Origin of the sequence: Geodermatophilus obscurus, from assembly GCF_900143215.1 — a bacterium.
Classification (GTDB): domain Bacteria; phylum Actinomycetota; class Actinomycetes; order Mycobacteriales; family Geodermatophilaceae; genus Geodermatophilus; species Geodermatophilus obscurus_A.
In genome coordinates this window covers 71,748-95,647 of the sequence record NZ_FRDM01000016.1, presented here as the reverse complement: position 1 = coordinate 95,647, position 23,900 = coordinate 71,748, and the positions used below count along the sequence as shown (strand labels likewise).

General features: G+C 74.0%; 21 protein-coding genes and 3 tRNA genes. 15 read left to right on the top strand and 9 right to left on the bottom strand.

What is annotated here, in order from left to right; genetic code table 11:
* The coding region (locus tag BUB17_RS15605) for a transposase (protein ID WP_175561384.1) at positions 1-329 on the top strand (329 nt) is incomplete at its 5' end.
* A 51-nt stretch (positions 330-380) separates the two neighbouring features.
* Here the strand turns inward: BUB17_RS15605 and BUB17_RS15600 are convergent.
* Together BUB17_RS15600 and BUB17_RS15595 are read right to left on the bottom strand one after the other, a co-directional pair.
* Positions 381-755 carry a PH domain-containing protein gene (locus tag BUB17_RS15600; RefSeq protein ID WP_083606357.1) on the bottom strand — a complete coding sequence of 125 codons (375 nt, stop codon included), beginning with the start codon at positions 753-755 and terminating at the stop codon, positions 381-383.
* A 24-nt stretch (positions 756-779) separates the two neighbouring features.
* Positions 780-1,607, bottom strand: a complete 828-nt coding sequence (locus BUB17_RS15595; RefSeq protein ID WP_072919469.1) for a helix-turn-helix transcriptional regulator — start codon at positions 1,605-1,607, stop codon at positions 780-782.
* Positions 1,608-1,782: 175 nt separating this feature from the next.
* Between BUB17_RS15595 and ilvD the strand changes: the two genes are divergently transcribed.
* The 5 genes from ilvD to ilvC all read left to right on the top strand — a co-directional run bounded on the left by ilvD (position 1,783) and on the right by ilvC (position 10,473).
* Positions 1,783-3,510: a dihydroxy-acid dehydratase gene (gene ilvD, locus BUB17_RS15590; protein WP_072919467.1), complete on the top strand. Its 1,728-nt coding sequence runs from the start codon at positions 1,783-1,785 to the stop codon at positions 3,508-3,510.
* A 267-nt stretch (positions 3,511-3,777) separates the two neighbouring features.
* Positions 3,778-6,378 carry a putative bifunctional diguanylate cyclase/phosphodiesterase gene (locus tag BUB17_RS15585; RefSeq protein WP_141243038.1) on the top strand — a complete coding sequence of 867 codons (2,601 nt, stop codon included), beginning with the start codon at positions 3,778-3,780 and terminating at the stop codon, positions 6,376-6,378.
* A 476-nt stretch (positions 6,379-6,854) separates the two neighbouring features.
* Entirely contained in the window at positions 6,855-8,726 is a 1,872-nt protein-coding gene (locus tag BUB17_RS15580; protein ID WP_072919464.1) for an acetolactate synthase large subunit, read from the top strand.
* Positions 8,727-8,821: 95 nt separating this feature from the next.
* On the top strand, positions 8,822-9,349 hold the full coding sequence (gene ilvN / locus BUB17_RS15575) for an acetolactate synthase small subunit (RefSeq protein ID WP_072919462.1): 528 nt from the start codon (positions 8,822-8,824) through the stop codon (positions 9,347-9,349).
* Positions 9,350-9,444: 95 nt separating this feature from the next.
* Positions 9,445-10,473: a ketol-acid reductoisomerase gene (ilvC, locus tag BUB17_RS15570; RefSeq protein WP_072919460.1), complete on the top strand. Its 1,029-nt coding sequence runs from the start codon at positions 9,445-9,447 to the stop codon at positions 10,471-10,473.
* A 123-nt stretch (positions 10,474-10,596) separates the two neighbouring features.
* On the opposite strand, the gene BUB17_RS15565 is transcribed toward ilvC, so the two are convergent.
* Complete coding sequence (locus BUB17_RS15565; RefSeq protein ID WP_072919458.1) at positions 10,597-11,052, bottom strand: hypothetical protein; 456 nt, start codon at positions 11,050-11,052, stop codon at positions 10,597-10,599.
* A gap of 20 nt (positions 11,053-11,072) precedes the next feature.
* Complete coding sequence (locus tag BUB17_RS15560; protein ID WP_072919457.1) at positions 11,073-11,861, bottom strand: hypothetical protein; 789 nt, start codon at positions 11,859-11,861, stop codon at positions 11,073-11,075.
* 179 nt (positions 11,862-12,040) lie between these two features.
* On the opposite strand from BUB17_RS15560, the gene serA reads away from it, so the two are divergent.
* The 3 genes from serA (at position 12,041) to cimA (ending at position 16,600) form a co-directional block, all read left to right on the top strand.
* Positions 12,041-13,642, top strand: a complete 1,602-nt coding sequence (serA, locus tag BUB17_RS15555; protein ID WP_072919455.1) for a phosphoglycerate dehydrogenase — start codon at positions 12,041-12,043, stop codon at positions 13,640-13,642.
* A gap of 16 nt (positions 13,643-13,658) precedes the next feature.
* Positions 13,659-14,681: a 3-isopropylmalate dehydrogenase gene (locus BUB17_RS15550; protein WP_072919453.1), complete on the top strand. Its 1,023-nt coding sequence runs from the start codon at positions 13,659-13,661 to the stop codon at positions 14,679-14,681.
* Positions 14,682-15,025: 344 nt separating this feature from the next.
* Positions 15,026-16,600, top strand: coding sequence for a citramalate synthase (gene cimA / locus BUB17_RS15545; RefSeq protein WP_072919452.1), 1,575 nt, complete (start codon positions 15,026-15,028; stop codon positions 16,598-16,600).
* A 132-nt stretch (positions 16,601-16,732) separates the two neighbouring features.
* On the opposite strand, the gene BUB17_RS15540 is transcribed toward cimA, so the two are convergent.
* The 5 genes from BUB17_RS15540 to BUB17_RS15520 form a co-directional block, all read right to left on the bottom strand.
* Positions 16,733-17,131, bottom strand: a complete 399-nt coding sequence (locus BUB17_RS15540) for a hypothetical protein (RefSeq protein ID WP_072919450.1) — start codon at positions 17,129-17,131, stop codon at positions 16,733-16,735.
* A 78-nt stretch (positions 17,132-17,209) separates the two neighbouring features.
* Complete coding sequence (locus tag BUB17_RS15535; protein WP_072919449.1) at positions 17,210-17,863, bottom strand: response regulator; 654 nt, start codon at positions 17,861-17,863, stop codon at positions 17,210-17,212.
* The gene (locus BUB17_RS15530) at positions 17,860-18,978 is read right to left on the bottom strand and encodes a sensor histidine kinase (protein WP_072919447.1); all 1,119 of its coding nucleotides are present in this window, start codon (positions 18,976-18,978) and stop codon (positions 17,860-17,862) included. The genes BUB17_RS15535 and BUB17_RS15530 overlap by 4 nt, the downstream gene beginning before the upstream one ends.
* A 198-nt stretch (positions 18,979-19,176) precedes the next feature.
* Positions 19,177-19,506 (bottom strand): putative quinol monooxygenase, encoded by a 330-nt coding sequence (locus tag BUB17_RS15525; RefSeq protein ID WP_072919445.1) that lies wholly within the window; start codon positions 19,504-19,506, stop codon positions 19,177-19,179.
* Positions 19,507-19,531: 25 nt separating this feature from the next.
* Positions 19,532-19,912, bottom strand: a complete 381-nt coding sequence (locus BUB17_RS15520; protein ID WP_072919444.1) for a VOC family protein — start codon at positions 19,910-19,912, stop codon at positions 19,532-19,534.
* Between the two features lie 60 nt (positions 19,913-19,972).
* Here BUB17_RS15520 and BUB17_RS15515 point away from each other — a divergent pair, with 60 nt between their 5' ends.
* The 6 genes from BUB17_RS15515 to BUB17_RS15490 all read left to right on the top strand — a co-directional run bounded on the left by BUB17_RS15515 (position 19,973) and on the right by BUB17_RS15490 (position 23,887).
* Complete coding sequence (locus tag BUB17_RS15515; RefSeq protein ID WP_072919442.1) at positions 19,973-20,785, top strand: fumarylacetoacetate hydrolase family protein; 813 nt, start codon at positions 19,973-19,975, stop codon at positions 20,783-20,785.
* A complete protein-coding gene (gltX, locus tag BUB17_RS15510) occupies positions 20,782-22,272 on the top strand; it encodes a glutamate--tRNA ligase (protein ID WP_072919441.1) in 1,491 nt (496 codons plus the stop codon). The genes BUB17_RS15515 and gltX overlap by 4 nt, the downstream gene beginning before the upstream one ends.
* 4 nt (positions 22,273-22,276) lie before the next feature.
* Positions 22,277-23,536 (top strand): CPBP family intramembrane glutamic endopeptidase, encoded by a 1,260-nt coding sequence (locus BUB17_RS15505; protein WP_083606356.1) that lies wholly within the window; start codon positions 22,277-22,279, stop codon positions 23,534-23,536.
* Positions 23,522-23,593 (top strand) — tRNA-Gln (locus BUB17_RS15500). Before BUB17_RS15505 ends, BUB17_RS15500 begins: the two co-directional genes overlap by 15 nt.
* A gap of 47 nt (positions 23,594-23,640) precedes the next feature.
* A tRNA-Glu gene (locus BUB17_RS15495) sits at positions 23,641-23,713 on the top strand.
* Positions 23,714-23,814: 101 nt separating this feature from the next.
* Positions 23,815-23,887 (top strand) — tRNA-Glu (locus BUB17_RS15490).
* Positions 23,888-23,900 lie beyond the last annotated feature (13 nt).

Sequence of the window (23,900 nt, the reverse complement as noted above, 5' to 3'; positions counted from 1 at the left end):
CCTTCGACGTCTACATCCAGCGGGTGCTGGCGCCCACCCTGACCCCCGGGCAGGTCGTGGTCCTCGACAACGTCGCCGCGCACAAGAGCGCCCGGGCTCGTCGCTTCATCGAGGCGGCCGGCTGCCAGCTGGTGTTCCTGCCCGCCTACTCACCCGACCTCAACCCCATCGAGGAGGCCTTCGCCAAGCTCAAGGCGCTGCTGCGGGCGGCAGCCGCCCGCACCCACCAGGCGCTGGACGCCGCCATCGCCGCCGCCATGCGCACGATCACACCGGCAGACGCCGCCGGCTGGTTCACCCACGCCGGCTACACCAACCCCATCAACTGACACGGACAGCGCTGTGAGGCGTCCACGGGGCGGCGGTGAGGCGGGCGACGGCTACCGGGGCCCGGCGGGAGCGGGGATGCGGCCGCCGGAGACGGCGGCCAGGCGGGGCAGGTCGCGGGCGCGCAGCACCGGCAGCCGCACCTCGGTGCCGCGGGTGGTGACCAGCCACAGGTCACCGCGCTCGGCGACGCGGATGCCCGCCACCTCACGCCACGGCACGTGCCGGGCGGCGACCGGCGAGCGCACCGTGACGCCGTCCTCGCCGACGTCCACCCCGGTCCGCAGCACCCACGTCGCGGCCCCGACCGGCACGAGCAGGAACACCAGGGTCCAGGTGGCGGCGAAGGCCAGGGGGACGACGCACACGGTCAGCAGGACCACCGGCAGCAGTGCGACCCGGTTCATCCGGAAGCTGGCCGTCCCCACGTCCGCACATCCTCCCAGACCGGTTCAGGCCGACAGCCGCGCCAGCCGGTCCGCCGCGTCGCCGCCCTCCGCGGCGGTGTAGACGACGAGCTGCAGGCCCGGCGCGTCGGCCGGGGTGAGCTGGTGGTGCTCGAGCAGCAGCGTCCCCACCGCCGGGTGCTCGAAGCGCCGCTCGGAGGAACTGAACCGGTCCACGTCGTGGCTGGCCCAGCCGGCGCGGAAGTGCGGGCTGGCCGCCTCGAGCCGGGCCACCAGGTCGACCACCTCCGGGTCGGCCAGCCGCGGGCCCACCTCGGCGCGGAACTGGGTGAGGAAGCGGCGGCTGTCACCGGCCCAGTCGCCGAGCAGCGTGCGCACGGCAGGGTCGGTGAACACCAACCAGAGCAGGTTCCGGTCGGCCGCGGGCACGGTGGCCACCCCGGGGTAGAGGAGCTCGTAGGCGTGGTTCCAGCCGACGATCGTCCAGCCGGCCGTGATGGCGTAGGCGGGGGAGGGGCCCAGCGCGTCGAGCAGCCGCTGCACGTGGGCCGGCATGCCGTCGGCCGCGCCGGCCGGGGCGGCGCCGCCGTGCCCGGTCAGCCGCAGCACGTACTCGTGCTCGGCCGGCGACATCCGCAGCGTGCGGGCCAGCGCGTCGACCACCTGCCGCGACGGCCGGATGTCGCGGCCCTGCTCCAGCCACGTGTACCAGGTGTGGCTCACCCCGGACAGGAGCGCGACCTCCTCGCGGCGCAGCCCCGGCGTCCGCCGCGGACCGCCGGTGGGCAACCCGGCGGCCCGGGGGTCGACCTGGCGGCGGCGGGACCGGAGGAACTCCGCGAGCTCGCGACGAGCGGTGGCGGTGGCGGACACGGCGGGCTCCGGGAGCGGGACGTCGGTGGTGGTGGTGCCGGTACCAGTATCGACGGTCTCTCGGCGGGCCGGGCGAACCGGCCTAGAGTCCCGGACGTGAGCGAGCCCGCCAGCTCACGCAGGAGCAGAGCGCGACGATCGGTGTGAGGCCGACGAGCGCCAGCGAGGAGGACGAGTGACGATCGGCGAGGACCTCATCCCCGGACACGAGTCCCACAGCGGGACGCACAGCCCGCTCAAGCCGCGCAGCTACGAGGTGACCGACGGCATCGCCAAGGCCCCGGCCCGCGCCATGCTGCGCGCGGTCGGGATGGGCGACGACGACTGGCAGAAGCCGCAGATCGGCGTCGCCTCGTCGTGGAACGAGATCACCCCGTGCAACCTGTCCCTGGACCGGCTGGCCAAGCGGGCCAAGGAGGGCGTGCACGCCGCCGGCGGCTACCCGCTGGAGTTCGGCACCATCTCCGTCTCCGACGGCATCTCGATGGGCCACGAGGGCATGCGCGCCTCGCTGGTCTCCCGCGAGGTCATCGCCGACTCGGTCGAGACGGTCGTGTTCGCCGAGCGCCTCGACGGCACGGTGCTGCTCGCCGGCTGCGACAAGTCCCTGCCCGGCATGCTCATGGCCGCCGCCCGGCTCGACCTGGCCAGTGTCTTCGTCTACTCCGGCTCGACCCTGCCCGGACGGCTCGGTGACCGGGACAACCTGACGATCATCGACGTCTTCGAGGGCGTCGGGGCCTGCGCCCGCGGGCTGATCAGCCGTGAGGAGCTGGACGCCATCGAGAAGGCGGCCTGCCCCGGCGAGGGCTCCTGCGGCGGCATGTACACCGCCAACACGATGGCCAGCGTCGCCGAGGCGCTGGGGATGGCCCTGCCCGGCAGCGCCGCGCCGCCGGCTCCGGACAGCCGCCGCGACGCCGTGGCGATCGCCTCCGGCGAGGCCGTGGTCAACCTGCTGCGCCAGGGCATCACCGCCCGCCAGATCATGACCCGGGAGGCGTTCGAGAACGCCATCACCGTGGTCATGGCGCTGGGGGGCTCGACCAACGCCGTGCTGCACCTGCTGGCCATCGCGCACGAGGCCCAGGTCGACCTCACCCTCGAGGACTTCAACCGGATCGGCGACCGCACTCCGCACCTGGCCGACGTCAAGCCGTTCGGCCGGTTCGTCATGACCGACATCGACCGCGTCGGCGGCGTCCCCGTGGTGCTGCGTGCGCTGCTCGACGCCGGCCTGCTGCACGGCGACGTCTTGACCGTGACCGGGAAGACGATGGCCGAGAACCTCGCGGAGATCGCCCCGCCGGACCTGGACGGCACCATCGTCCACGCCATGGACAACCCGATCCACAAGACCGGGGGGCTGACCATCCTGCGCGGCTCGCTGTCGCCGGAGGGTGCGGTCGTGAAGTCCGCCGGCTTCGACGCCGACGTCTTCGAGGGCACCGCACGGGTCTTCGACGGTGAGCAGGGCGCGATGGACGCCGTCACCGACGGCACGCTGCAGGCCGGCGACGTCGTGGTCATCCGCTACGAGGGCCCCCGCGGCGGGCCGGGCATGCGCGAGATGCTCGCCGTGACCGGCGCGATCAAGGGCGCGGGCCTGGGCAAGGACGTCCTGCTGCTCACCGACGGCCGGTTCTCCGGCGGGACGACGGGGCTGTGCGTCGGCCACGTCGCCCCCGAGGCCACCGACGGCGGCCCCATCGCCTTCGTGCAGGACGGCGACCGGGTCCGGCTGGACCTCGCCGCCCGCACCCTCGACCTGCTGGTCGACGAGGACGAGCTGGCCCGCCGCCGCCAGGACTGGCAACCGCTGCCGCCGCGCTACACCACCGGCGTCCTCGGCAAGTACGCCAAGCTGGTGAGCTCCGCGGCCCAGGGCGCGGTCTGCGGCTGAACGGAGGACCCCCGTCCTCCCCACCCTGCGCAAGCTCGGGGCGGGCTCCTGGAAGGGGGTCGCCCCCGCCGCTCGCACGCTCGCGGCGGGGCCCTGCGAGGAGGCCGCGCGCGGGGCGTTCCCCCGGAGGGGTGAGGGCCGCGGTCGCCGCGCGCGGGACGCTCCCCCGGAGGGGTGAGGGCCGGGGTCGCCGCACTGTCGCCGGCTCTCCTGCCTGCCGACTGAGCAGGTGTGCAGAAGCTGAGGTGGTGGCTCCTCGGGAGCGCCGTGCCCGTGGGTGCCGCCTGCGCGGTGTCCGCGAGCACGTCCGGCCCGGGACACCTGGGGGACCTGGCGGTCGGCGCACTCGGCATCGCCACCGCAGCCGTGCTCTGGACCGCCGGCCGGTCCGCGCAGCCGGGGTGGCGCGGCTGGCGGCTGTTCGCCCTGGCCCCGCTGCTGCCGGTGGTCGGCCTGCTCGCAGTTCCGGTCGCGGCACCGGGCTCCCCGCTGGAGCAGGTGGCCGTGCGCTGGCTGCCCACCGTCCCCGGCTACGTGATCGCCGTCGTCGGCATCCTCACCCTCGTCGCCCCCTCGCGGCTGCGCGGTGGAGCCCGTCCGGCCGTCGAGCTCGCCCTCTTCCTCACCGCCTGCGTGCTCGTCGTGCAGGTGCTGGTGCTCGGGCCCGACCTCAGCTGGCTGGACCTCGACCCGAGCGGTCGCGCCGTCCTCGCGGCGGCCGTCGTCGTCACCTCGGCCACGGTGGCCGCCGCCGTCCTGCTCCTCGGCGTCATCGAGAGCCGCCGCCAGCCCATGGCGCTGGTGCTGCTGGCTGCCACGGCGCTGCTCGCCCCCGGCCGGGCGCTGGGCACCTCGGCGACGCTGACGGGGGAGCAGGCCGTCGGCGACGTCGGCCGGGTCCTCGTCGCAGGCGGGCTGGTGCTGCTCGGTGCCGCCGTCCTGCTGGACCCGGGCCCGTGCCGCGAGTCCCGTCCCCAGCCGCACACCGGACGCTCCACGCACCTGCGCCAGCTCCTCCCGCACCTGGCCATGACGGTCGCCTGCTTCGGCGCCGCCGCGGTATCGCTGACCGGTCACCGGATCAGCCCGGTGATCGCCGTCGGCGGCTCGCTGTGCGCCGTCCTCGCCGTGCTGCACCGCTGGCTGACCGCCCGCGAGGAGCAGCGCCTCGGCGCCCGGCTGCGGCGCAGCGAGGCCTACTTCCGCTCCCTCGTCGCCACCAGCAGCGACGCCGTGCTCATCCTCGACGGCGACCTCCGGGTGACCTGGTCCTCGCCGACCCTGGGGACGACGCTCGGCGCCGCCGACGCCATCCCCGTGGGTACCGACCTGCTCGAGCTGGTGCACCCCGACGACGCGCTGCCGGTGGCCCGTGCCCTGCGGCCCGCGGCCATGGCCGCCGCGCCCGCCGGTGTGCTGCGGCTGCGGCTGCGGCACACCGACGGCGGCTGGCGGCACCTCGAGGCCGGCGTCTCGGACCTGCGCTCGGACACCGTGGTGGGCGCCGTCGTCCTGCACTGCCGCGACACCACCGAGCGGGTCGCGCGGGAGCAGGTGCTGGAGCAGGTCGCGTTCACCGACCCGGTCACCGGGCTGCCCAACCGGGCCGGTTGCGAACGCCTGCTCGAGCAGGCGCTGACCGCCGGCGGGCCGGGCTGCCGCAGCCTGCTGCTCATCGAGCTCGACGGCCTGGACGAGGTGCGCGAGGACGCCGGCCGCGACGTCGTCACCGAGGTGCTGGTCGAGGTCGGCCGGCGGCTGCGGGCCACCGTGCGCGGCAGCGACCCGGTCACCCGGGTGGGCGGCGGCGCGTTCGCCGTCCTGGCCGAGGGTGCACCGCACGCCGTGGACCTGCTGGCCGACCGCTGCCTGTCGGTGCTGGAGCAGCCGCTGGACACCAGCGCCGGGGTCTTCGACCTCAGCGCCGGCATCGGCGTCGTCGACCTGGGGGCCGCGGAGTCGGTCCCGGACCTGATGATCCGCGCCGAGCTCGCCGTCCGTGCGGCGGCCGCCGCGGGCACGGGCACCGCGCTGCGGTACCGGCCGGCGCTCGGCAGTGCCGCCGAGCGGCGGGCCCGCCTGCGCGAGGACCTGCCCGGCGCCTGGGACCGCGGCGAGCTGTCGGTGCTGTTCCAGCCGGTGGTCTCCCTGGGCGAGCAGCGGGTGACCGGCGTCGAGGCGCTGCTGCGCTGGCAGCACCCGGAGCTCGGTGAGGTGCCCCCGGCGGAGTTCGTGCCGATCGCGGAGCGTGCCGGGGTGATCGGCGAGCTGCAGCGCTGGGCGCTGACGCACGCCGCCACGGCCGTCCTGTCCCTGCCGTGCGCCGGCGCGCCGCTGCGGCTGGGGGTCAACATCTCCGCCTCGCACGTCGCCGCCCGCACCCTGGTCCGCGACGTCGCCGCGGTGCTGCAGTCGACCGGGCTGGCGCCCGAGCGGCTGATCCTGGAGATCACCGAGGCGACGATCATGTCCGAGGGCGAGCACGTGGCCGTCGACTTCGAGGCGCTGCGGCTCATGGGCGTCCACGTGGCGCTGGACGACTTCGGCACCGGCCGCTCCTCGCTGGCCCACCTGACCCGGCTGCCGATCGACGTGCTGAAGCTGGACCACGCCTTCGTGCTGCGGGTGGACCGCGACCCGAAGGTGCGGGCGCTGTGCGAGTCCGTCGTCGCGATCGCCGGCGCCCTGGGCCTGGACGTCGTGGCCGAGGGCGTGGAGACGCCGGCCCAGCTCGGCGCGCTGCGCGCCGCGGGTTGCGGCTTCGCCCAGGGCTTCCTGCTGGCCCGCCCGATGCGCCCGCGGGAGCTGGTCGACGTGCTCGACAGCGGCGCCGGTCAGCTGTGGCCCGGCCTCGTGGCATCCCGCTGAAGCCTCCGGTCCGGTCCTCGGGCTGCTCGGGTCGCTCGCCGCCGCCACCGCGGTCCTGGAGCTGACCGGGCCCCGCTCGCTCTGCCGGCGGTGCTGGCCGCGCCCTGTCCGGGCGGGCCCGCCGGCGACCGGCTGCCATCCCACGTCTGACGACACGTCGTCCCATGCAGTGGGACGACGTGGTTGACGAGGCGGCTGGTCGAGGCGCACAGTGGCGGCGTGCGTCCGGCGTGCCTGCTCCTCGTAGTCGCCTAGCGCGTCGGTCCTCCCGACCGACGCGCTGACCCCTCTGTGCCCGCAGGCACGAGGGGTCTTTCGTTTGCGGGCCCCGACCTCCCTCCCGACGGCCGCCGGCCCGCGCCGCAGGCACCCGCGCCGCACACCGCACGGCCCCGTCCGGGGCGCCCCCGCAGCAGGCAGTTCCGCAGCAGGCAATCCCGCAGCAGGCAATGACACAGGCAAGGCCAGGAGACGCCATGACCAGCACCACCCCGGGTGGGTCCGCCACCCGTGAGGCCGCCGAGGCACTGACCGGGGTCGAGACCACCGCCCGCTCGGTCGAGGAGGCCGCCGCCGAGCCGCTCACCGGCCTCACCGGGGCCCAGAGCCTCGTGCGGTCGCTCGAGGCGGTCGGCGTCGACGTGGTCTTCGGCATCCCGGGCGGGGCGATCCTGCCCGCCTACGACCCGCTGTTCGACTCCCGGGTCCGCCACGTGCTGGTCCGCCACGAGCAGGGCGCCGGTCACGCCGCGCAGGGCTACGCCCAGGCCACCGGGCGGGTCGGCGTCTGCATGGCCACCTCGGGCCCGGGTGCGACCAACCTGGTGACCCCGCTGGCCGACGCCTACATGGACTCGGTCCCCATCGTGGCGATCACCGGCCAGGTCCCGACGGCCGCGATCGGTACCGACGCCTTCCAGGAGGCGGACATCCGCGGCATCACGATGCCGATCACCAAGCACAACTTCCTGGTCACCGACGCCCGCGAGATCCCGCAGCGGATCGCCGAGGCGTTCCACCTGGCCGCGACCGGCCGGCCCGGCCCGGTGCTCGTCGACATCCCCAAGGACGTCCTGCAGGCGACGACCGACTTCTCCTGGCCGCCGCGGCTGGACCTGCCCGGCTACAAGCCCACCACCCGGCCGCACGGCAAGCAGGTCCGCGAGGCCGCCGCGCTGATCGCTGCCGCCCGCCGGCCGGTGCTCTACGTCGGCGGCGGCGTCCTCAAGGCCCAGGCGACCGCGGAGCTGGCCGAGCTGGTGGAGCTCACCGGCGCCCCGGTGGTCACCACCCTGATGGCCCGCGGCGCGTTCCCCGACAGCCACCCGCAGAACCTGGGCATGCCGGGCATGCACGGCAACGTCACCGCGGTGACCGCGCTGCAGAAGGCCGACCTGATCGTCACCCTCGGCGCCCGGTTCGACGACCGGGTCACCGGCCAGCTCTCCACGTTCGCGCCGAACGCGAAGGTGGTGCACGCCGACATCGACCCGGCCGAGATCGGCAAGAACCGCAAGGCCGACGTCCCGATCGTCGGCGACGCGCGGGAGACCATCGCCGAGCTCCTCCCGGCGCTGCGGGCCGAGCACGAGGCCGGCCGCACCCCCGACCTCACCGCCTGGTGGGCGCAGCTCGACGACTGGCGGACGCGGTACCCGCTCGGCTACGACTGGCCCGAGGACGGCTCGCTGTCCCCGCAGTACGTGATCGAGCGGCTGGGTGCGATCGCCGGGCCCGACGCGGTCTACACCTCCGGCGTCGGCCAGCACCAGATGTGGGCCGCCCAGTTCGTCCGGTACGAGAAGCCGGGCACCTGGCTCAACAGCGGCGGCCTCGGGACGATGGGCTACGCCGTCCCTGCGGCCATGGGCGCCAAGTACGGCTGCCCCGACACCACCGTCTGGGCCATCGACGGCGACGGCTGCTTCCAGATGACCAACCAGGAGCTGGCCACCTGCGCCATCGAGGGCATCCCGATCAAGGTCGCGATCATCAACAACGGCAACCTCGGCATGGTGCGGCAGTGGCAGACCCTCTTCTACGAGGGCCGCTACTCCAACACCAAGCTGCACCCGGTCGACGCCGAGGGCCGGCCCAAGCCGGTGCGCATCCCCGACTTCGTCGCCCTGGCCGAGGCGCTGGGCTGCGTCGGCCTGCGCTGCGAGTCCGCGGACGACGTGGACGCGGTGATCGAGAAGGCCATGGCGATCGACGACGCCCCGGTGGTCATCGACTTCGTCGTCGGCGCCGACGCCCAGGTGTGGCCGATGGTCGCCGCGGGCGCCAGCAACGACGACATCCTGGCCGCGCGCGGCCTGCGTCCGGTCTTCGGCGACGGACAGGTGTAAGGACCCCCTCTCCCCCCACCACTCGCTCCGCTCGCGGCGGGGCCCTGAGAGGGGGCCGGCCGCTGAGCACGTTGGCACCTGGAAGGAACCCTGGCATGAGCCGCCACACACTGTCGGTCCTGGTCGAGAACAAGTCCGGCGTCCTGGCCCGCGTCTCGGCGCTGTTCAGCCGGCGCGGCTTCAACATCGAGTCCCTCGCGGTCGGGCCGACCGAGAACCCCGACCTGTCCCGGATGACGATCGTCGCCGACGCCGAGAGCCAGCCGCTGGAGCAGATCACCAAGCAGCTGAACAAGCTCATCGAGGTCATCAAGATCGTCGAGCTGGACTCGGCCGCGGCCGTCCAGCGGGAGCTGCTGCTGGTCAAGGTCCGCGCACCGATGGCCGACCGCACCCAGGTGCTGCAGACCGCCGAGCTGTTCCGGGCCCACGTCGTGGACGTCAACACCGACACCGTGACCCTGGAGGCGACCGGCACGCCGGACAAGCTCCAGGCTCTGCTCGCCGTCCTCGCCCCGCTGGGCATCAAGGAGATGGCGCAGTCGGGCACGGTCGCCCTGGGGCGGGGTCCGCGCTCGATGAGCGGCGCCGGTACCTTGCGCCCGGTCGAGCGCACCGCCTGAAAGGACCCCCTCGCCCCCCGCCACTCGCACGCTCGCGGCGGGCCCCTGCGAGGGGGCCATCCTCCATCCACACGTACAGAAGGAGCACGCACCGCATGGCCGCCGAGATCTTCTACGACGACGACGCCGACCTGTCGATCATCCAGGGGCGCACCGTCGCCGTCCTGGGCTACGGCAGCCAGGGGCACGCGCACGCCCTGTCGCTGCGCGACTCGGGGGTCGACGTCCGCGTCGGCCTGCCCGAGGGCAGCACGAGCCGCGCCAAGGCCGAGGCCGAGGGCCTGCGGGTCGTGACGCCGGCCGAGGCCGCCGCCGAGGCCGACCTGATCATGATCCTGGTTCCGGACCACGTGCAGCGGAGGCTGTACGCGGAGGCGGTCGAGCCCAACCTGCAGGACGGCGACGCGCTGTTCTTCGCCCACGGCTTCAACATCCGGTTCGGCTACATCAAGCCCCCGGCCGGCGTCGACGTCGCCATGGTCGCCCCGAAGGGCCCGGGCCACCTGGTGCGCCGCGAGTTCGAGAACGGCAAGGGCGTGCCGGCACTCGTCGCCGTCGAGCAGGACGCCACCGGGCAGGCGCTGCAACTGGCGCTGTCCTACGCCAAGGCCATCGGCGGCGCCCGCGCCGGCGTCATCAGGACGACCTTCGCCGAGGAGACCGAGACCGACCTGTTCGGCGAGCAGGCCGTGCTGTGCGGTGGCGCGAGCGCGCTGATCACCGCCGGGTTCGAGACCCTCACCGAGGCCGGCTACCAGCCCGAGATCGCCTACTTCGAGTGCCTGCACGAGCTGAAGCTGATCGTCGACCTCATGTACGAGGGCGGCATCGCCAAGCAGCGCTGGTCGGTCTCCGACACCGCCGAGTACGGCGACTACACCTCCGGGCCCAAGGTCATCGACCAGCACGTCAAGGACGCCATGAGGGACGTCCTGGCCCGGATCAAGGACGGCTCCTGGGCCGCGGAGTTCATCGCCGACCAGGACGCCGGAGCGCCGGACTTCACGCGCCGCCGTGCCGAGGCCGAGGCGCACCCGATCGAGGAGACCGGGCGCAAGCTGCGCGGCCTGATGAGCTGGGTGTCGGCCGCCGACGACTACACCGGCACCGCCGCGCGGGGCTGAAGAAGGACCATCGTTCCCCCTCCGCCTCGCAGGCGCAGGCGGAGAGTCCCTGAAAGGTGGCCGCACCCGTGCGTCACGAGGCCCCCGCTGCCCACGGCAGCGGGGGCCTCTCGCGTTCCCGGGCTAACGCTCGCGGCGGGCGGCGAACCAGTCCCGGGACGGCGCCTGCAGCAGCAGCACGACGGCGGCCACCCCCAGCAGCACGACGAGCGCGGAGAAGGCATCGAAGCCGGTTCCGCCGGCCACGGAGATCGCGATCAGGACCAGGGCGATCGCGGCCGCGACGCCGCCGGCGACCATCAGGACGGCGCGGTTCCTACCCCGCAGCACCTGGACGCTGCCCAGGAGGCAGGCGAGGAAGAGGCCGAGGAAGACGGCGCCGAACACGACGAAGCTCGGCTCACGCACGCTCGCCAGGAAGTAGGCCAGGGCCGCGAGCACCAGCAGCCCGGCCTCGAGGAAGCCGGCCACGGTCGCGACCAGCACATGCGGCGGGCGCTGGCTTCCCTGGCCGACCGGGGCTCCGAATCGGCCCAGCGGGCCGCGGTCCGGCGGTTCGGGACGACCGGTCGAGGACACGGGGCGTTCTCCTCCGGGCATCAGCGGGCGGCCCGTCGGGCGCGGTGCGCGGCGTAGAACTGCGCGGCCGGCCGCAGGCAGAGCAGCACGACGATCGCCAGGGCCGCGAGGAACAGCAGCAGGGAGAACACGAGCTCGCCCCCACCCACCTCACCGGTGGAGACGCCGGAGAGGACGGCGAGCAGGAGCAACCCGGTGAGCGCCACCGCGATCCCCCCGCCCACCAGCAGCAGCACGCGGCTGCGTCCGGTCAGCGCGCGCACCGAGCCCCAGATCATGAGCGCCGTCCAGAGGAGGGCGAGCACCCCGAAGCCGACCCCGAAGAGCAACGCGAAGTCGGTGACCTCGCCGAGCTCGCTGGGGTCGACGTCGCTCAGGGTGGGGTCACTGGCGACGACGTCCTCGAGGACGGTCCCGAGCAGCGCCCCGCCGAGGAGCAGCCCCACGGTCATCAGCGCGCCGAACGCGCTGAAGACGAAGCCGAGCACCGCGGCCACGACGACCGGCGCGGGCCGGGCCGGCACCGCCGTCTGGCCGTACGGTCCGTACTGGCCGCCGTACTGCCCGTACTGACCCTGGGGTGGGTACGAGCCGTAGCCGCCCGGCTGGCCGTACTGCGGGTACCCGGCCTGGCCGTGCGGTTGGGCCTGCGGCTGGCCCTGGCCGTAGGGGGAGGGGTGGTACTGCTGGCCCCCGTACGGCTGCCCCTGCTGCCCGCCCGACCCGTACTGCGGCGGCTGCCCGTACTGCTGCGGGGGCTGGTACCGCGGGTCGGTGCCGGAGCCGTGCTCGTCGTCGTGGGTGCTCATGGTTCCCTCCGTCGGCGCCGGCGTCCGCCGACCGTTCGCGGCCAGGACAGCCTGGTCGTGCGGCCAGGATGTCCGTCCGTCCGTACCCGGGCAAGCGACCCCACCCTCCGGCGGGGGTGCCCGGTGACGGGGCGGGGCGGTCGGCCCGGCGGCGGCCGTCGTCCCTAGGCTGTGCCCCCGTGACCACGACCGCGCCCGTCGTCCTGATAGCCGAGGAGCTCGCCCCCAGCGTGCTGGAGGTGCTGGGGCGCGACGTCGAGATCCGGCACGTCGACGGAGCCGACCGCGCCGCTCTGCTGCCGGCACTGGCCGACGCCGCCGCCGTGATGATCCGCAGCGCCACGCAGATCGACGCCGAGGCACTGGCCGCCGCTCCGAACCTGAAGGTCGTCGCCCGGGCCGGCATCGGCCTGGACAACGTCGACGTGGCCGCGGCCACCGAGCGCGGCGTGATGGTCGTCAACGCGCCGACGTCGAACATCGTCAGCGCGGCCGAGCACGCGGTGGCGTTGCTGCTGGCCGCCGCCCGGCACATCCCGGCCGCCGACGCGTCGCTGCGCGAGGGCACCTGGAAGCGCTCGAGGTTCACCGGCGTCGAGGTCACCGACAAGGTCGTCGGCGTGGTCGGGCTGGGCCGGATCGGCCAGCTGGTCGCCCAGCGCCTGGCCGCCTTCGGCGTCACGCTGATCGCCTACGACCCCTACATCCAGCCGGGCCGGGCCGCGCAGCTCGGTGTGCGCATGGTGTCGCTGGAGGACCTGCTCCGCGAGGCGGACTTCATCACCATCCACCTGCCCAAGACGCCGGAGACCCTCGGCCTCATCGGCGCCGCCGAGCTGGCCACCACCAAGCGCGGTGTGATCGTCGTCAACGCCGCGCGCGGCGGGCTGGTCGACGAGGCCGCCCTCGCCGAGGCGCTGGCGTCGGGTCAGGTCGGCGCCGCCGGCATCGACGTCTACGCCACGGAGCCGTGCACCGACAGCCCGCTGTTCGGGCTGCCGAACACCGTCGTCACCCCGCACCTGGGCGCGTCCACCACGGAGGCGCAGGACAAGGCCGGCACCGCGGTGGCGCAGTCGGTGCGGCTGGCGCTGCAGGGCGAGTTCGTGCCGGACGCGGTGAACGTCCAGGCCGGCGGGGTCGTCGCCGAGGACGTCCGCCCCGGCCTGCCCCTGGCCGAGAAGCTCGGCCGCGTGTTCACCGCCGTCGCCGGCGGGCTGGCCCAGTCGGTGACCGTAGAGGTCCGCGGCAAGATCGCCGAGTTCGACGACTCGGTGCTGCAGCTCGCCGTCCTCAAGGGCGTGTTCTCCGACGTGATCGAGGAGCAGGTCACCTACGTCAACGCCCCGCTGTTCGCCGAGCAGCGCGGTCTCGAGGTGGCGCTGACCAGCGAGCTGGAGAGCCCGGACTACCGCAACCTCATCAGCGTCCGCGGCGCGATGGCCGACGGCACCGAGGTGACCGTCTCCGGCACTCTCTTCGGCAAGAACCAGGTGCCCAAGCTGGTCGAGGTCAACGGCTTCGACATGGACCTGGATGCGGCGGGCTACCTGCTGTTCTTCATCTACACCGACCGGCCGGGCGTCGTCGGCACGGTCGGCGCGACGCTGGGCGAGGCCGGCATCAACATCGCCGGCGCGCAGGTCAGCCGGACCACCCGCGGCGGCGAGGCGCTCATGGCGGTGACCGTGGACAGCCCGGTCACCGCCGAGCTGCTCGGCGACATCGCCGGCCGGATCGGCGCGCGTGAGGCCCGCTCCGCGGACCTCACCCCCCGCTGACCTAGGGTCGGTGCCCATGCGCCTGGCAGTGATCCCTGGAGACGGCATCGGCCCGGAGGTGGTGGCCGAGGGCCTCAAGGTCCTCCGCGCGATCGCTCCCGACGTCGAGAGCACCCCCTACGACCTCGGTGCGTCGCGGTGGCAGCGCACCGGCGAGCTGCTGCCGGACACGGTGCTCGACGAGCTGCGCCGGCACGACGCGATCCTGCTGGGTGCCATCGGCGACCCGAGCGTCCCGCCGGGCATCCTCGAGCGCGGGCTGCTGCTGCGGCTGCGCTTCGAGCTCGACCACCACGTCAACCTGCGCCCGGCCCGGCTGTTCGACGGCGTTCCCAGCCCGCTGGCCGAGCCCGGCGCCATCGACATGCTGTGCGTGCGCGAGGGCACCGAGGGGCCGTACGTGGGCAACGGCGGCGTGCTGCGCCGCGACACCCCGCACGAGGTGGCCACCGAGGTCAGCCTGAACACCGCGTTCGGCGTCGAGCGGGTCGTCCGCTACGCGTTCGAGCGGGCCACCGCGCGCCCGCGCCGGCACCTGACGCTGATCCACAAGACCAACGTCCTCACCCACGCCGGCTCGTTGTGGTCGCGGACGGTCGAGGAGGTCTCCGCGGAGTTCCCCGAGGTCACCGTCGCCTACCAGCACGTCGACGCGGCCTCGATGTTCTTCGTGACCGACCCGGGCCGCTTCGACGTCATCGTCACCGACAACCTGTTCGGCGACATCGTCACCGACCTGGCCGCGGCCGTCACCGGCGGCATCGGGCTGGCCGCCAGCGGCAACCTCGACGCCTCCGGCACGAACCCGAGCATGTTCGAGCCGGTGCACGGCTCGGCGCCGGACATCGCCGGCAAGGGCGTCGCCGACCCGACGGCCACCGTGCTGTCGGTGGGGCTGCTGCTCGAGCACCTCGGCCGCGCCGACCAGGCCCGCAAGATCGACGCCGCGGTCGCCTTCGACCTCTCCACCCGCGACCCGGCGGCCCAGGTCCGCACCGAGGAGGTCGGCGACCGGCTCGCCGCGCTCGCCGGCGGCTGAACGGCCCCGTCCCGAGGCTCGCGCCGAGCGTGCGAGGCGTGAGGAGGACGGGGTCCTTCCACTGCCCCCACCGCTGGCAGGCTCGCGGCGGGACCCTGCAGAGGGGCCGTTCCATCACCTCACGAGGCTCGGCGTGGGTCCCTGGAGGGTGGCCGCCCTGTCGTCCCGAGCACGCGCCCGCCGGGGACGGCGGGGCGCGTGCTTCACTGGAGGACGATGCACCGAACCGGCTCGATCACCATCGCCTAGCGCGCAGTCCACTCCCCGGACCGCGCGCAGACCTCCCGTTCCCGGGGGGTCTTCTTCGTGTCTGGGGCAGTTGCGCCGTCCCCTCGGAGGACACCGTGCCGACCAGTACCGACTTCCACGTCTTCGACACCACGCTGCGCGACGGCGCCCAGCGCGAGGGCGTGAGCTACTCCGTCGCCGACAAGCTGGCCGTCGCCCGGCTGCTCGACGAGATCGGCGTCGGCTTCATCGAGGGCGGCTGGCCGGGTGCGCTGCCCAAGGACACCGAGTTCTTCGCCCGCGCCCGCACCGAGCTCAAGCTCCGGCACGCCCAGCTGGTCGCGTTCGGTGCCACCCGCAAAGCCGGCGTCCGGGTCGAGGACGACCCCCAGGTGCGGGCGCTGCTCGACGCGGAGACACCGGTGGTCTGCCTGGTCGCCAAGTCCGACGTCCGGCACGTGCGCGAGGCGCTGCGGACCACGCTCGAGGAGAACCTGGCGATGGTGCACGACACCGTCGCCTTCCTCGTCGGCCACGGCCGGCGGGTCTTCGTCGACTGCGAGCACTTCTTCGACGGGTACGCCGCCGACCCAGACCACGGCGTCGAGGTGCTGCGGACGGCCTTCGCCGCCGGTGCCGAGGTCGGCGTCCTGTGCGACACCAACGGCGGCATGCTGCCGATGGGCCTGGGCCGGGTCGTCGCCGACGTCCGCGCGCGGGTCGAGGGGAAGCTCGGCATCCACTGCCAGGACGACACCGGCTGCGCCGTCGCCAACTCCCTGGCCGCCGTCGAGGCCGGCGTGACCCACGTGCAGGGGACGGCGAACGGCTACGGCGAGCGGGCCGGCAACGCCGACACCTTTGCGCTGATCGCCAACCTGGTCACCAAGATGGGCCTGCCGGTCGTGCCTGCGGGCTGCCTGGCCGAGCTGCAGCGGGTCAGCCACGCCATCGCCGAGCTGGCCAACATCGCTCCCGACGAGCACCAGCCCTACGTGGGCGCCTCCGCGTTCGCGCACAAGGCGGGTCTGCACGCCAGCGCCATCAAGGTCAGTCCCGAGCTGTACAACCACCTCGACCCGGCGCTGGTCGGCAACGACATGCGCATCCTGGTCACCGAGATGGCCGGCCGGGCGTCGGTGGAGCTCAAGGGCCGCGAGCTCGGTGTCGACCTCGACGGGCACGCCGACGTCATCGGCCGGGTGGTCGACCGGGTCAAGGTCCTCGAGGCCGGCGGCTGGTCGTTCGAGGCCGCCGACGCCTCCTTCGAGCTGCTGCTGCGCGCCGAGCTGCCCGACGCCCCGCCGCCGCTGTTCGAACTGGAGAGCTACCGGACCTCCGTCGAGCACTGGGGCAACGGCGACGTGGTCAGCGAGGCCACCGTGAAGGTGCACGTGGACGGCGAGCGGGTCATCTCCACCGGCGAGGGGAACGGGCCGGTCAACGCGCTGGACAACGCGCTGCGCCAGGCGCTGGTCAGCCGGTACCCGCAGCTGGCCGACGTCTCGCTGGCCGACTACAAGGTCCGCATCCTGGGCTGGAGGGGCGGCACCAGCGCGACCACCCGGGTGCTCATCGACAGCACCGACGGGGTGGGCGAGTGGACGACCGTCGGCGTGCACGACAACGTCGTCGAGGCCTCCTGGCACGCCCTGGTCGACGCCCTCACCTATGCCGTCCGCAACCGCTGACGCCGGGCCATGATCAGGGGCCCTGATCATGCTGTGTCCTCCCTCACCGTGGACCGTGAGGGAGGACGCTCGATGGTCAGGTCACCTGATCATCGCTGCCACCGAGGAGAGGCCCGTGGCCGGCCGCGAGGCTCAGTGGTGGGCGTACTCGTCCAGGCGCCACCACATGGCCAGCGCCATGGCCGGGAGCATCAGCACGTGTCCGGCGGTGAACAGGAACGAGCCGGACACCGCGCCCGCCCAGTAGGGCACCAGAAGGACGACGAACGGCAGGTACATCGCCGCCGACATCTCGGCGATCGCCGGCCAGGAGTGGCCGCGGAAGCGCATCCAGGCGGCCATCGCGACGGCCATGTTGGTGGCCATGACCAGGGCGTGCACGTCGACCCGGTCGTCCAGGCCGGGCCAGACGAGGCCCTCGAGCGGACCCAGGACCACCATCCCGACCACCATCGCCACGACCATCTCCAGGTAGTGGCGGACGAGGTGCCAGGTGTGCCGGCTCCGGGTGCGAGTGTGCTGCGTCGTCATGCCGCAGAGCCTCGGGCGTCGCGGCCTTCTCGCCAGGTGCCGGAGGTCACGGTCGCCGGTCACCTCCCGGCATGACCCTCAGAGCAGGTCGAGGGCGCGGGCGCGCAGCGCCGCCTGGGTGCGGTCCCGGGCGCCGAGCTTGCCGAGCACGTTGGTCACGTGGTTCTTGACCGTGCCCTCTGCGAGGAAGAGCGCCGTCGCGATCTCCCGGTTGCTGCGGCCGTCGGCGAGCAGGCGGAGGACGTCGAGCTCGCGGTCGGACAGCGGCACGACCAGCGGCTGCGGTCGGCCCCGCGGGGTGTCGTCCAGCTGCGCGAAGCGGGCCACCACCTTGGCCGCCACCGACGGCTGGAGCACCGACTCCCCGCGCGCGGCCGAGAGCACCGCCTCGACGAGGCGGTCGGCGGACACGTCCTTGAGCAGGTAGCCCAGCGCGCCGGCCCGCAGCGCGGCGAAGACGTCCTCGTCGTCGTCGAAGGTGGTCAGTGCCAGCACCCGGACGCCGGGCTGCTCCACCCGCAGCCGGCGGGTCGTGGCGATGCCGTCGAGCACGGGCATGTGCAGGTCCATGAGGACGACGTCGGGCTGCAGCGCGGCTGCCCGTTCCAGCGCCTGCTGCCCGTCGCCGGCCTCCCCGACGACCTCGACCTCGGGCCGGGCACCCAGCAGGGTGACCAGCGCCTCGCGGAACAGCGCCTGGTCGTCGACCACCAGCACTCGGACGGCGCTCACCCCGGCACCTCGACCAGCAGCTCGGTGCCGCCGCCCGGGACCGACGCCACGCTCAGCTGCCCACCGGCGCGCGCCGCCCGCTCCCGCAGCCCCAGCAGACCGAAGGCACCCGCGTCCTCGCCGCGCCGTGGGGCCGGCAGGCCGCGGCCGTCGTCCCGCACCGCCAGCCGCACCGTCCCGTCCTCGCCGTAGGTCAGGGTCACCCGGGCCGAGGCCGCCCCGGCGTGCTTGCGGACGTTGGTCAGCCCCTCCTGCGCCGAGCGGAAGAGGGACTCCTCGGCCTCGGCGGGCAGCCGCCGCTCGGTGCCGACGACCTCGAGCGTCGTGGGCACCCCGGCGGCCGAGACCTCCGCCGTCAGGACCTCCAGAGCGGTGCGCAGCGGCGGCGACGTCCGGGGCTCGCGCAGCGTGGCCACCGACCGGCGGACCTCGGCCAGCGCCTCGCCGGCCTGCTGCTGCGCCTTGGCGAGGACCTCGTCGGCGCGGCCGGGGTCGGTCGACAGCACCGCCCGCGCGGCCTGCACCTGCATCTGCACGACGGTCAGGTGGTGGCCCAGCCCGTCGTGGATGTCGCGCGCCAGCCGGTTGCGCTCCCGCGTGGTCGCCAGCTCCTCGGCCTGGGCGGCGTACCCGCGCAGCTGCTCGTTGGCCTCGGCCAGCTCGGCCCGGGCCTGCTGCTCCCGCTGGAGCAGTGCGGTGACGACCGCGGTGAAGACCGCCGCGCCGAGCAGACCCAGACCCTGACGGGCGAAGTCGGCCCAGCCCATGCCCAGGTGCACGAGGGGGACGACAGCCGTGACCACGGCGGCCGCGGGCAGCGGGAGGAGGAGCACGCTCTGCGCGACCAGCACCAGGAGCAGCAGCGTCGCCCCCACGCCGGTGTGTGCGGCGCCGAACAGCAGTGCACCGAGCGGGAGCTGGAGGCACAGGTGACCGGCCGTCAGCCAGTACCGGCGCGGCACCGGCTGGCCGGCCAGCCACGGGAGCGCGACCAGCGCGTGCGCCGAGTACGTCACCCCGAGGGCGACGGCGAGCAGCGGGTGCGGGTGGTCGGTCGCCTCGACCACGACCGTGAGCAGTGCCAGGAGGATGAGCACCGCCAGGGCCCGGGTCACCGCGCCACTCTGCGGCACCCCGGGTTGCAGGTCAATCACACCGTCGGCCTACCGGCCGACACCGCGGCCCGGTGCCGTTCCCGGCGGCCGCCGAGCCGCTGCCCGTCTCCCGGTCGGGCGAAGGACCCCGTCCTCCCCACCCCTCGCACGCTCGGGGCGGGCCCCGGGACGGGGCCGGGGCCCCGCGACCGGTCCACCTCAACTCCGGGGCTTGACCTCGCCCATGGGGCCGAAGCCGCCGACCTCCGGGGCGTCGATGTAGATGATCTGCGGCTGCTCGGCGACCAGGTCCGACATCCAGTCGAAGGCGGCCTTGGCGTGCGGGGTGGCCACGTGGGAGGCGCCGGCCTCGGAGTCCCGGAAGCCCTCGATGCAGACGAAGGTGTTCGGGTCCTCGACGCTGCGCGACCACTCGAAGAACAGGCTGCCCTCCTCGGCGTTCACCGCCCGGGCGTACTCGTCGGCGTGGGTCCGGAACTCGTCGATGCGGTCGGGCCGGACGGGCATCTTGATGACGATCAGGATCATGTCGGTCTCCTCTGTCAGGACTCGGTCACAGGGGATCGAGCCGGCGGCGCAGGAGGCAGAACTCGTTGCCCTCCGGGTCGGCCAGCACGTGGAAGCTCTCGTCGCCGGACTGGCCGACGTCCGCACGGGTGGCGCCGAGTGCGAGCAGCCGTTCCAGCTCGGCGTCCTGGTCGCGGTCGGTGGGACTGACGTCGACGTGCAGCCGCACCTTGCCCGGTGTCGGCTCGGCCACCGGCGCGAACACGATCGTCGGCGCCGGACCGCCGAAGCCGGCCGCCGGGCCGATCTCCACGCCGCCGTCCTCCTCCCGACCGAGGACCTCGTACCCGAGGACCTCCGCCCAGAAGGTCGCCAGGGACTCCGGGTCCCGGCTGTCCACCACGAGCTCGGAGAAACGGCAGGCCATGGGGGCACGCTAGGTCCTCCTCGGCGGGGGCGCGCGGGAAGCGCCGACTAGCCTCGGAGCGTGCGCATCGTCCGCTTCGCCTCGCCCTCGGGCATGTCCTTCGGTGTCCTCGACGGCGACGGCCAGGTCGCCCAGATCGAGGGCCACCCGTTCGGCACCATCTCCTTCACCGGTCAGCGCTACGCCCAGGCCGACGTCCGGCTGCTCTCGCCGATCCTGCCGAGCAAGGTGGTGGCCGTCGGCAAGAACTACGCGGCGCACGTCGAGGAGATGGGCACCGGCGACGCCCCGTCGCAGCCGCTGCTGTTCCTCAAGCCGTCGACGACGGTCATCGGCCCGGGCGACGCCATCCGCATCCCGCCGGGCAGCACCAACGTGCACCACGAGGTCGAGCTGGCCGTCGTCATCGGCGCCCGCGGTGCCCGCCACGTCACCCCGGAGCAGGCCCCGGGCAGCGTGTTCGGCTACACGATCGCCAACGACGTCACCGAGCGGGACATGCAGGCCGGCGACGGGCAGTGGACCCGTGCCAAGGGCTTCGACTCCTTCTGCCCGCTGGGCCCGTGGATCGAGACCGACCTCGCCGGCCTCGGCAAGGACCCCGCCGACCTCGAGGTCACCTGCACGGTGGACGGCGAGCTGCGCCAGTCCGGCCGCACCAGCCAGCTGCTGTTCGACGTCCCGACCCTGGTCTCCCACATCTCCCAGGTGATGACCCTGCTGCCCGGCGACGTCGTGCTCACCGGCACCCCCAGCGGCGTGGGCCCGATCCGGCCCGGCCAGCGGGTGGAGTGCGCCATCGAGGGCCTGGGGTCCCTGGTCAACGGCGTCAGCGGCGCCGACACCACCTCCACCGCCGGCGGCCTGCGATGACGTCCCCCTCCACGACCGGCGTCCGCACCCGGTTCTGCCCGTCGCCGACGGGCATGGTGCACGTCGGCCTGCTGCGGACGGCGCTGTTCAACTGGGCGCACGCCCGGCACACCGGCGGCACGTTCGTCTTCCGCATCGAGGACACCGACGCCTCGCGCGACTCCGAGGAGTCCTACCGGCACCTGCTCGACAGCCTGCGCTGGCTGGGCCTGGAGTGGGACGAGGGCCCGGAGGTCGGCGGCCCGCACGGGCCGTACCGGCAGTCGCAGCGCCACGAGGTCTACCGCGAGGTGGCCCAGAAGCTGCTGGCGGCGGGGCACGCCTACGAGTCCTTCTCCACCAACGAGGAGGTCGAGGTCCGCCGGCGGGCCGCGGGGCAGGACCCCAAGCTCGGCTACGACAACGCCGACCGGTTCCTCACCGACGCGCAGAAGGCGGCCTTCCGCGCCGAGGGCCGCGAGCCGGTGCTGCGGCTGCGGATGCCCGAGGCCGACCTCGCCTGGACCGACCTGGTCCGCGGGGAGATCCGCTTCGCCGCGGGCTCGGTGCCCGACTTCGTCGTCGTCCGGGCCAACGGGGTGCCGCTCTACCCGTTCGTCAACCCGGTGGACGACGCCCTGATGGGCATCACCGACGTCCTGCGCGGAGAGGACCTGCTGCCCTCCACGCCGCGGCAGCTGGCGCTCTACGCCGCGCTGGCCGACATCGGCGTGGCCTCCGGCGCGCCGCGCTTCGGCCACCTGCCCTACGTGACGGGGGAGGGCAACAAGAAGCTGTCCAAGCGCGACCCGCAGTCCAACGTCGACGTCCACCGCGCGCGGGGTTTCCTCCCCGAGGGGTTCGCCAACTACCTGGCGCTGCTGGGCTGGTCGATCGCCGAGGACCGCGACGTCTTCTCGATGGCCGAGATGGTCGAGGCCTTCGACGTCACCCGGGTCAGCGCGAACCCGGCCCGCTTCGACCTGAAGAAGGCCGAGGCCATCAACGCCTCCCACCTGCGCGCGCTGCCGGTGGAGGACTTCACCGCGCGGGTCGTGCCCTTCCTCGCCCGCGCCGGACTGGTCGGCGAGCCGCCGTCGGCCGAGCAGCAGCGCGTCCTCGACGCCATCGCCCCGCTGGCCCAGGAGCGCATGATCGTCCTCTCCGACGCCGTGGGCCTGCTCGGCTTCCTGTTCGTCGACGACGTCGAGATCGACCCGGCGGCCGCGGCCAAGCAGCTGGCGGGTCCCGAGGCCGCGGAGGTGCTCGACGCCGCGGCGGCCGCGCTGCGCGAGCTGCCCGCCTGGACCACCGCCGACATCGAGGCCGCGCTCAAGGAGGCGCTCGTCGAGGGGCTGGGCCGCAAGCCACGCCAGGCGTTCGGCCCGGTGCGCGTCGCGGTCAGCGGTCGCACGGTGTCCCCGCCGCTGTACGAGTCCATCGAGCTGCTCGGGCGCGAGCGCACCCTGGCTCGCCTCGCCGCGGCCCGGGCCGCCGTCCCCGGGTGACCGGATGAGCGCAGCGGGACCGCCCGGCTGGGCCGTGCCCGACGACGAGCCCTACACCGGGCCGCCGCCGACCGGTCCCTACGGTGCGCCGCCGTACGTCCCCGGGACGCTGCGCGGTGTGCACGCGCCGGCCGCCGCGGGAGTGGCGGTCGGGCCGGTCCCGTGGCCGCTCGGTCCGGTGCCGCTGCAGGCGGGACCGCACACGGCCCCGCCGTGGGGACCCCCGCCCGGGATGCGGTGGGAGCCGGCGCCGGGCACCCCGCCGCACGACACCCCGGTCGAGTTCCTGCAGGCCACGCGCAGCCGCAGCTGGCGCTGGTGGCGGCCGCTGCTGGGCCTGCTGCTGTTCACGGCCGTCTACCTCGTCGCCACCGTGGTGGTGATCCTGGCCGGGTTCGCCGTCGGGGCCTTCCCCGACCCCACGGCGATCGACCCGACCGACCTCACCGACCCGGCCCTGCTGCTGCTCACCAACCTCTCGCTGATCGTCGCGATCCCCTGCGTGTGGCTGGCCTGGGTCGCCGCGCACGGCATGCGCCCCGGTTGGTCGTCGTCGGTGGTCGCCCGGCTGCGCTGGCGGCTGCTGCTGCCGTTCACGCTGCTGTCGCTGCCCACCCTCGCGCTGGGCCTGCTGCTCAGCGTCCTGCTGGGCTTCCTGGCCGGGGAGTGGGAGGCCACCGGCCCGGTGGCCGGGTTCGGGTGGCTGCTGCTCGTCGTGCTGCTGACCACGCCGCTGCAGTCGGCCGCGGAGGAGTACCTGTTCCGCGGCTACCTCAGCCAGGCGATCGCCGGGTGGGTGGGCCGGCCGCAGGCGGGTGCCGTGGTCGCCGGGGTGCTGACCGCCGCGCTGTTCTCGGCCGCCCACCTGCCGCCCGACGTCTGGACGTTCCTGGACCGGTTCGCCTTCGGGCTGGCCGCCTCGGCCGTCGTCTGGCTGACCGGGGGGCTCGAGGCGGCGATCGTGCTGCACGCGGCCAACAACGTCGTGGTTTTCCTCCTGGCGGGCTCGCTGGGGGAGGGGGTGGCGACCGAGTCCGTCCCGGCCGGCACCGGCGCCGTCGTGGTCCTCGTCGACCTGCTCGCCATGGCCGCGTACGTCGCCCTGGTGGCCCGCTCCCGCCGGCGGCTGCGGCCGGAGGTGCGCAGCGCCGCGTTCGACCTGCGACCACCGTCACCGTGGGGGGTGCCCTGGCCGCCTCCGGTCATCGGGTATGGTGATGTCCAGCGCCGCGAGGCGCAGCACGGCCCTTGGGGTATGGGGTAATTGGCAGCCCGACGGTTTCTGGTTCCGTTAGTCTAGGTTCGAGTCCTGGTACCCCAGCGAGGAAGCTGTCTGCCTGGAGACACAGTTCCTCAGCACTACCGCACGGCCCCGTCGTCTAGCGGCCCAGGACGCCGCCCTCTCACGGCGGTAGCGAGGGTTCGAATCCCTTCGGGGCTACAGCGAAACGAGAGCCCCCGGCCATCCGGCCGGGGGCTCTCGTCGTCTCCGGCTCCCGGTGTCCGGGCCCGGTGCGGCGCGTGGCACGATGGATGCTGCACGGCCCCGTCGTCTAGCGGCCCAGGACGCCGCCCTCTCACGGCGGTAGCGAGGGTTCGAATCCCTTCGGGGCTACAGCGAAACGAGA

Excerpts from the sequence above, each read along its gene's own strand:
- BUB17_RS15580 (WP_072919464.1), top strand. The coding sequence starts at position 6,855 with ATGACCAGCACCACCCCGGGTGGGTCCGCCACCCGTGAGGCCGCCGAG.
- ilvN (WP_072919462.1), top strand. The coding sequence starts at position 8,822 with ATGAGCCGCCACACACTGTCGGTCCTGGTCGAGAACAAGTCCGGCGTC.
- ilvC (WP_072919460.1), top strand. The coding sequence starts at position 9,445 with ATGGCCGCCGAGATCTTCTACGACGACGACGCCGACCTGTCGATCATC.
- BUB17_RS15560 (WP_072919457.1), bottom strand. The coding sequence starts at position 11,861 with ATGAGCACCCACGACGACGAGCACGGCTCCGGCACCGACCCGCGGTAC.
- BUB17_RS15550 (WP_072919453.1), top strand. The coding sequence starts at position 13,659 with ATGCGCCTGGCAGTGATCCCTGGAGACGGCATCGGCCCGGAGGTGGTG.
- BUB17_RS15540 (WP_072919450.1), bottom strand. The coding sequence starts at position 17,131 with ATGACGACGCAGCACACTCGCACCCGGAGCCGGCACACCTGGCACCTC.
- BUB17_RS15525 (WP_072919445.1), bottom strand. The coding sequence starts at position 19,506 with ATGATCCTGATCGTCATCAAGATGCCCGTCCGGCCCGACCGCATCGAC.
- BUB17_RS15520 (WP_072919444.1), bottom strand. The coding sequence starts at position 19,912 with ATGGCCTGCCGTTTCTCCGAGCTCGTGGTGGACAGCCGGGACCCGGAG.
- gltX (WP_072919441.1), top strand. The coding sequence starts at position 20,782 with ATGACGTCCCCCTCCACGACCGGCGTCCGCACCCGGTTCTGCCCGTCG.
- BUB17_RS15505 (WP_083606356.1), top strand. The coding sequence starts at position 22,277 with ATGAGCGCAGCGGGACCGCCCGGCTGGGCCGTGCCCGACGACGAGCCC.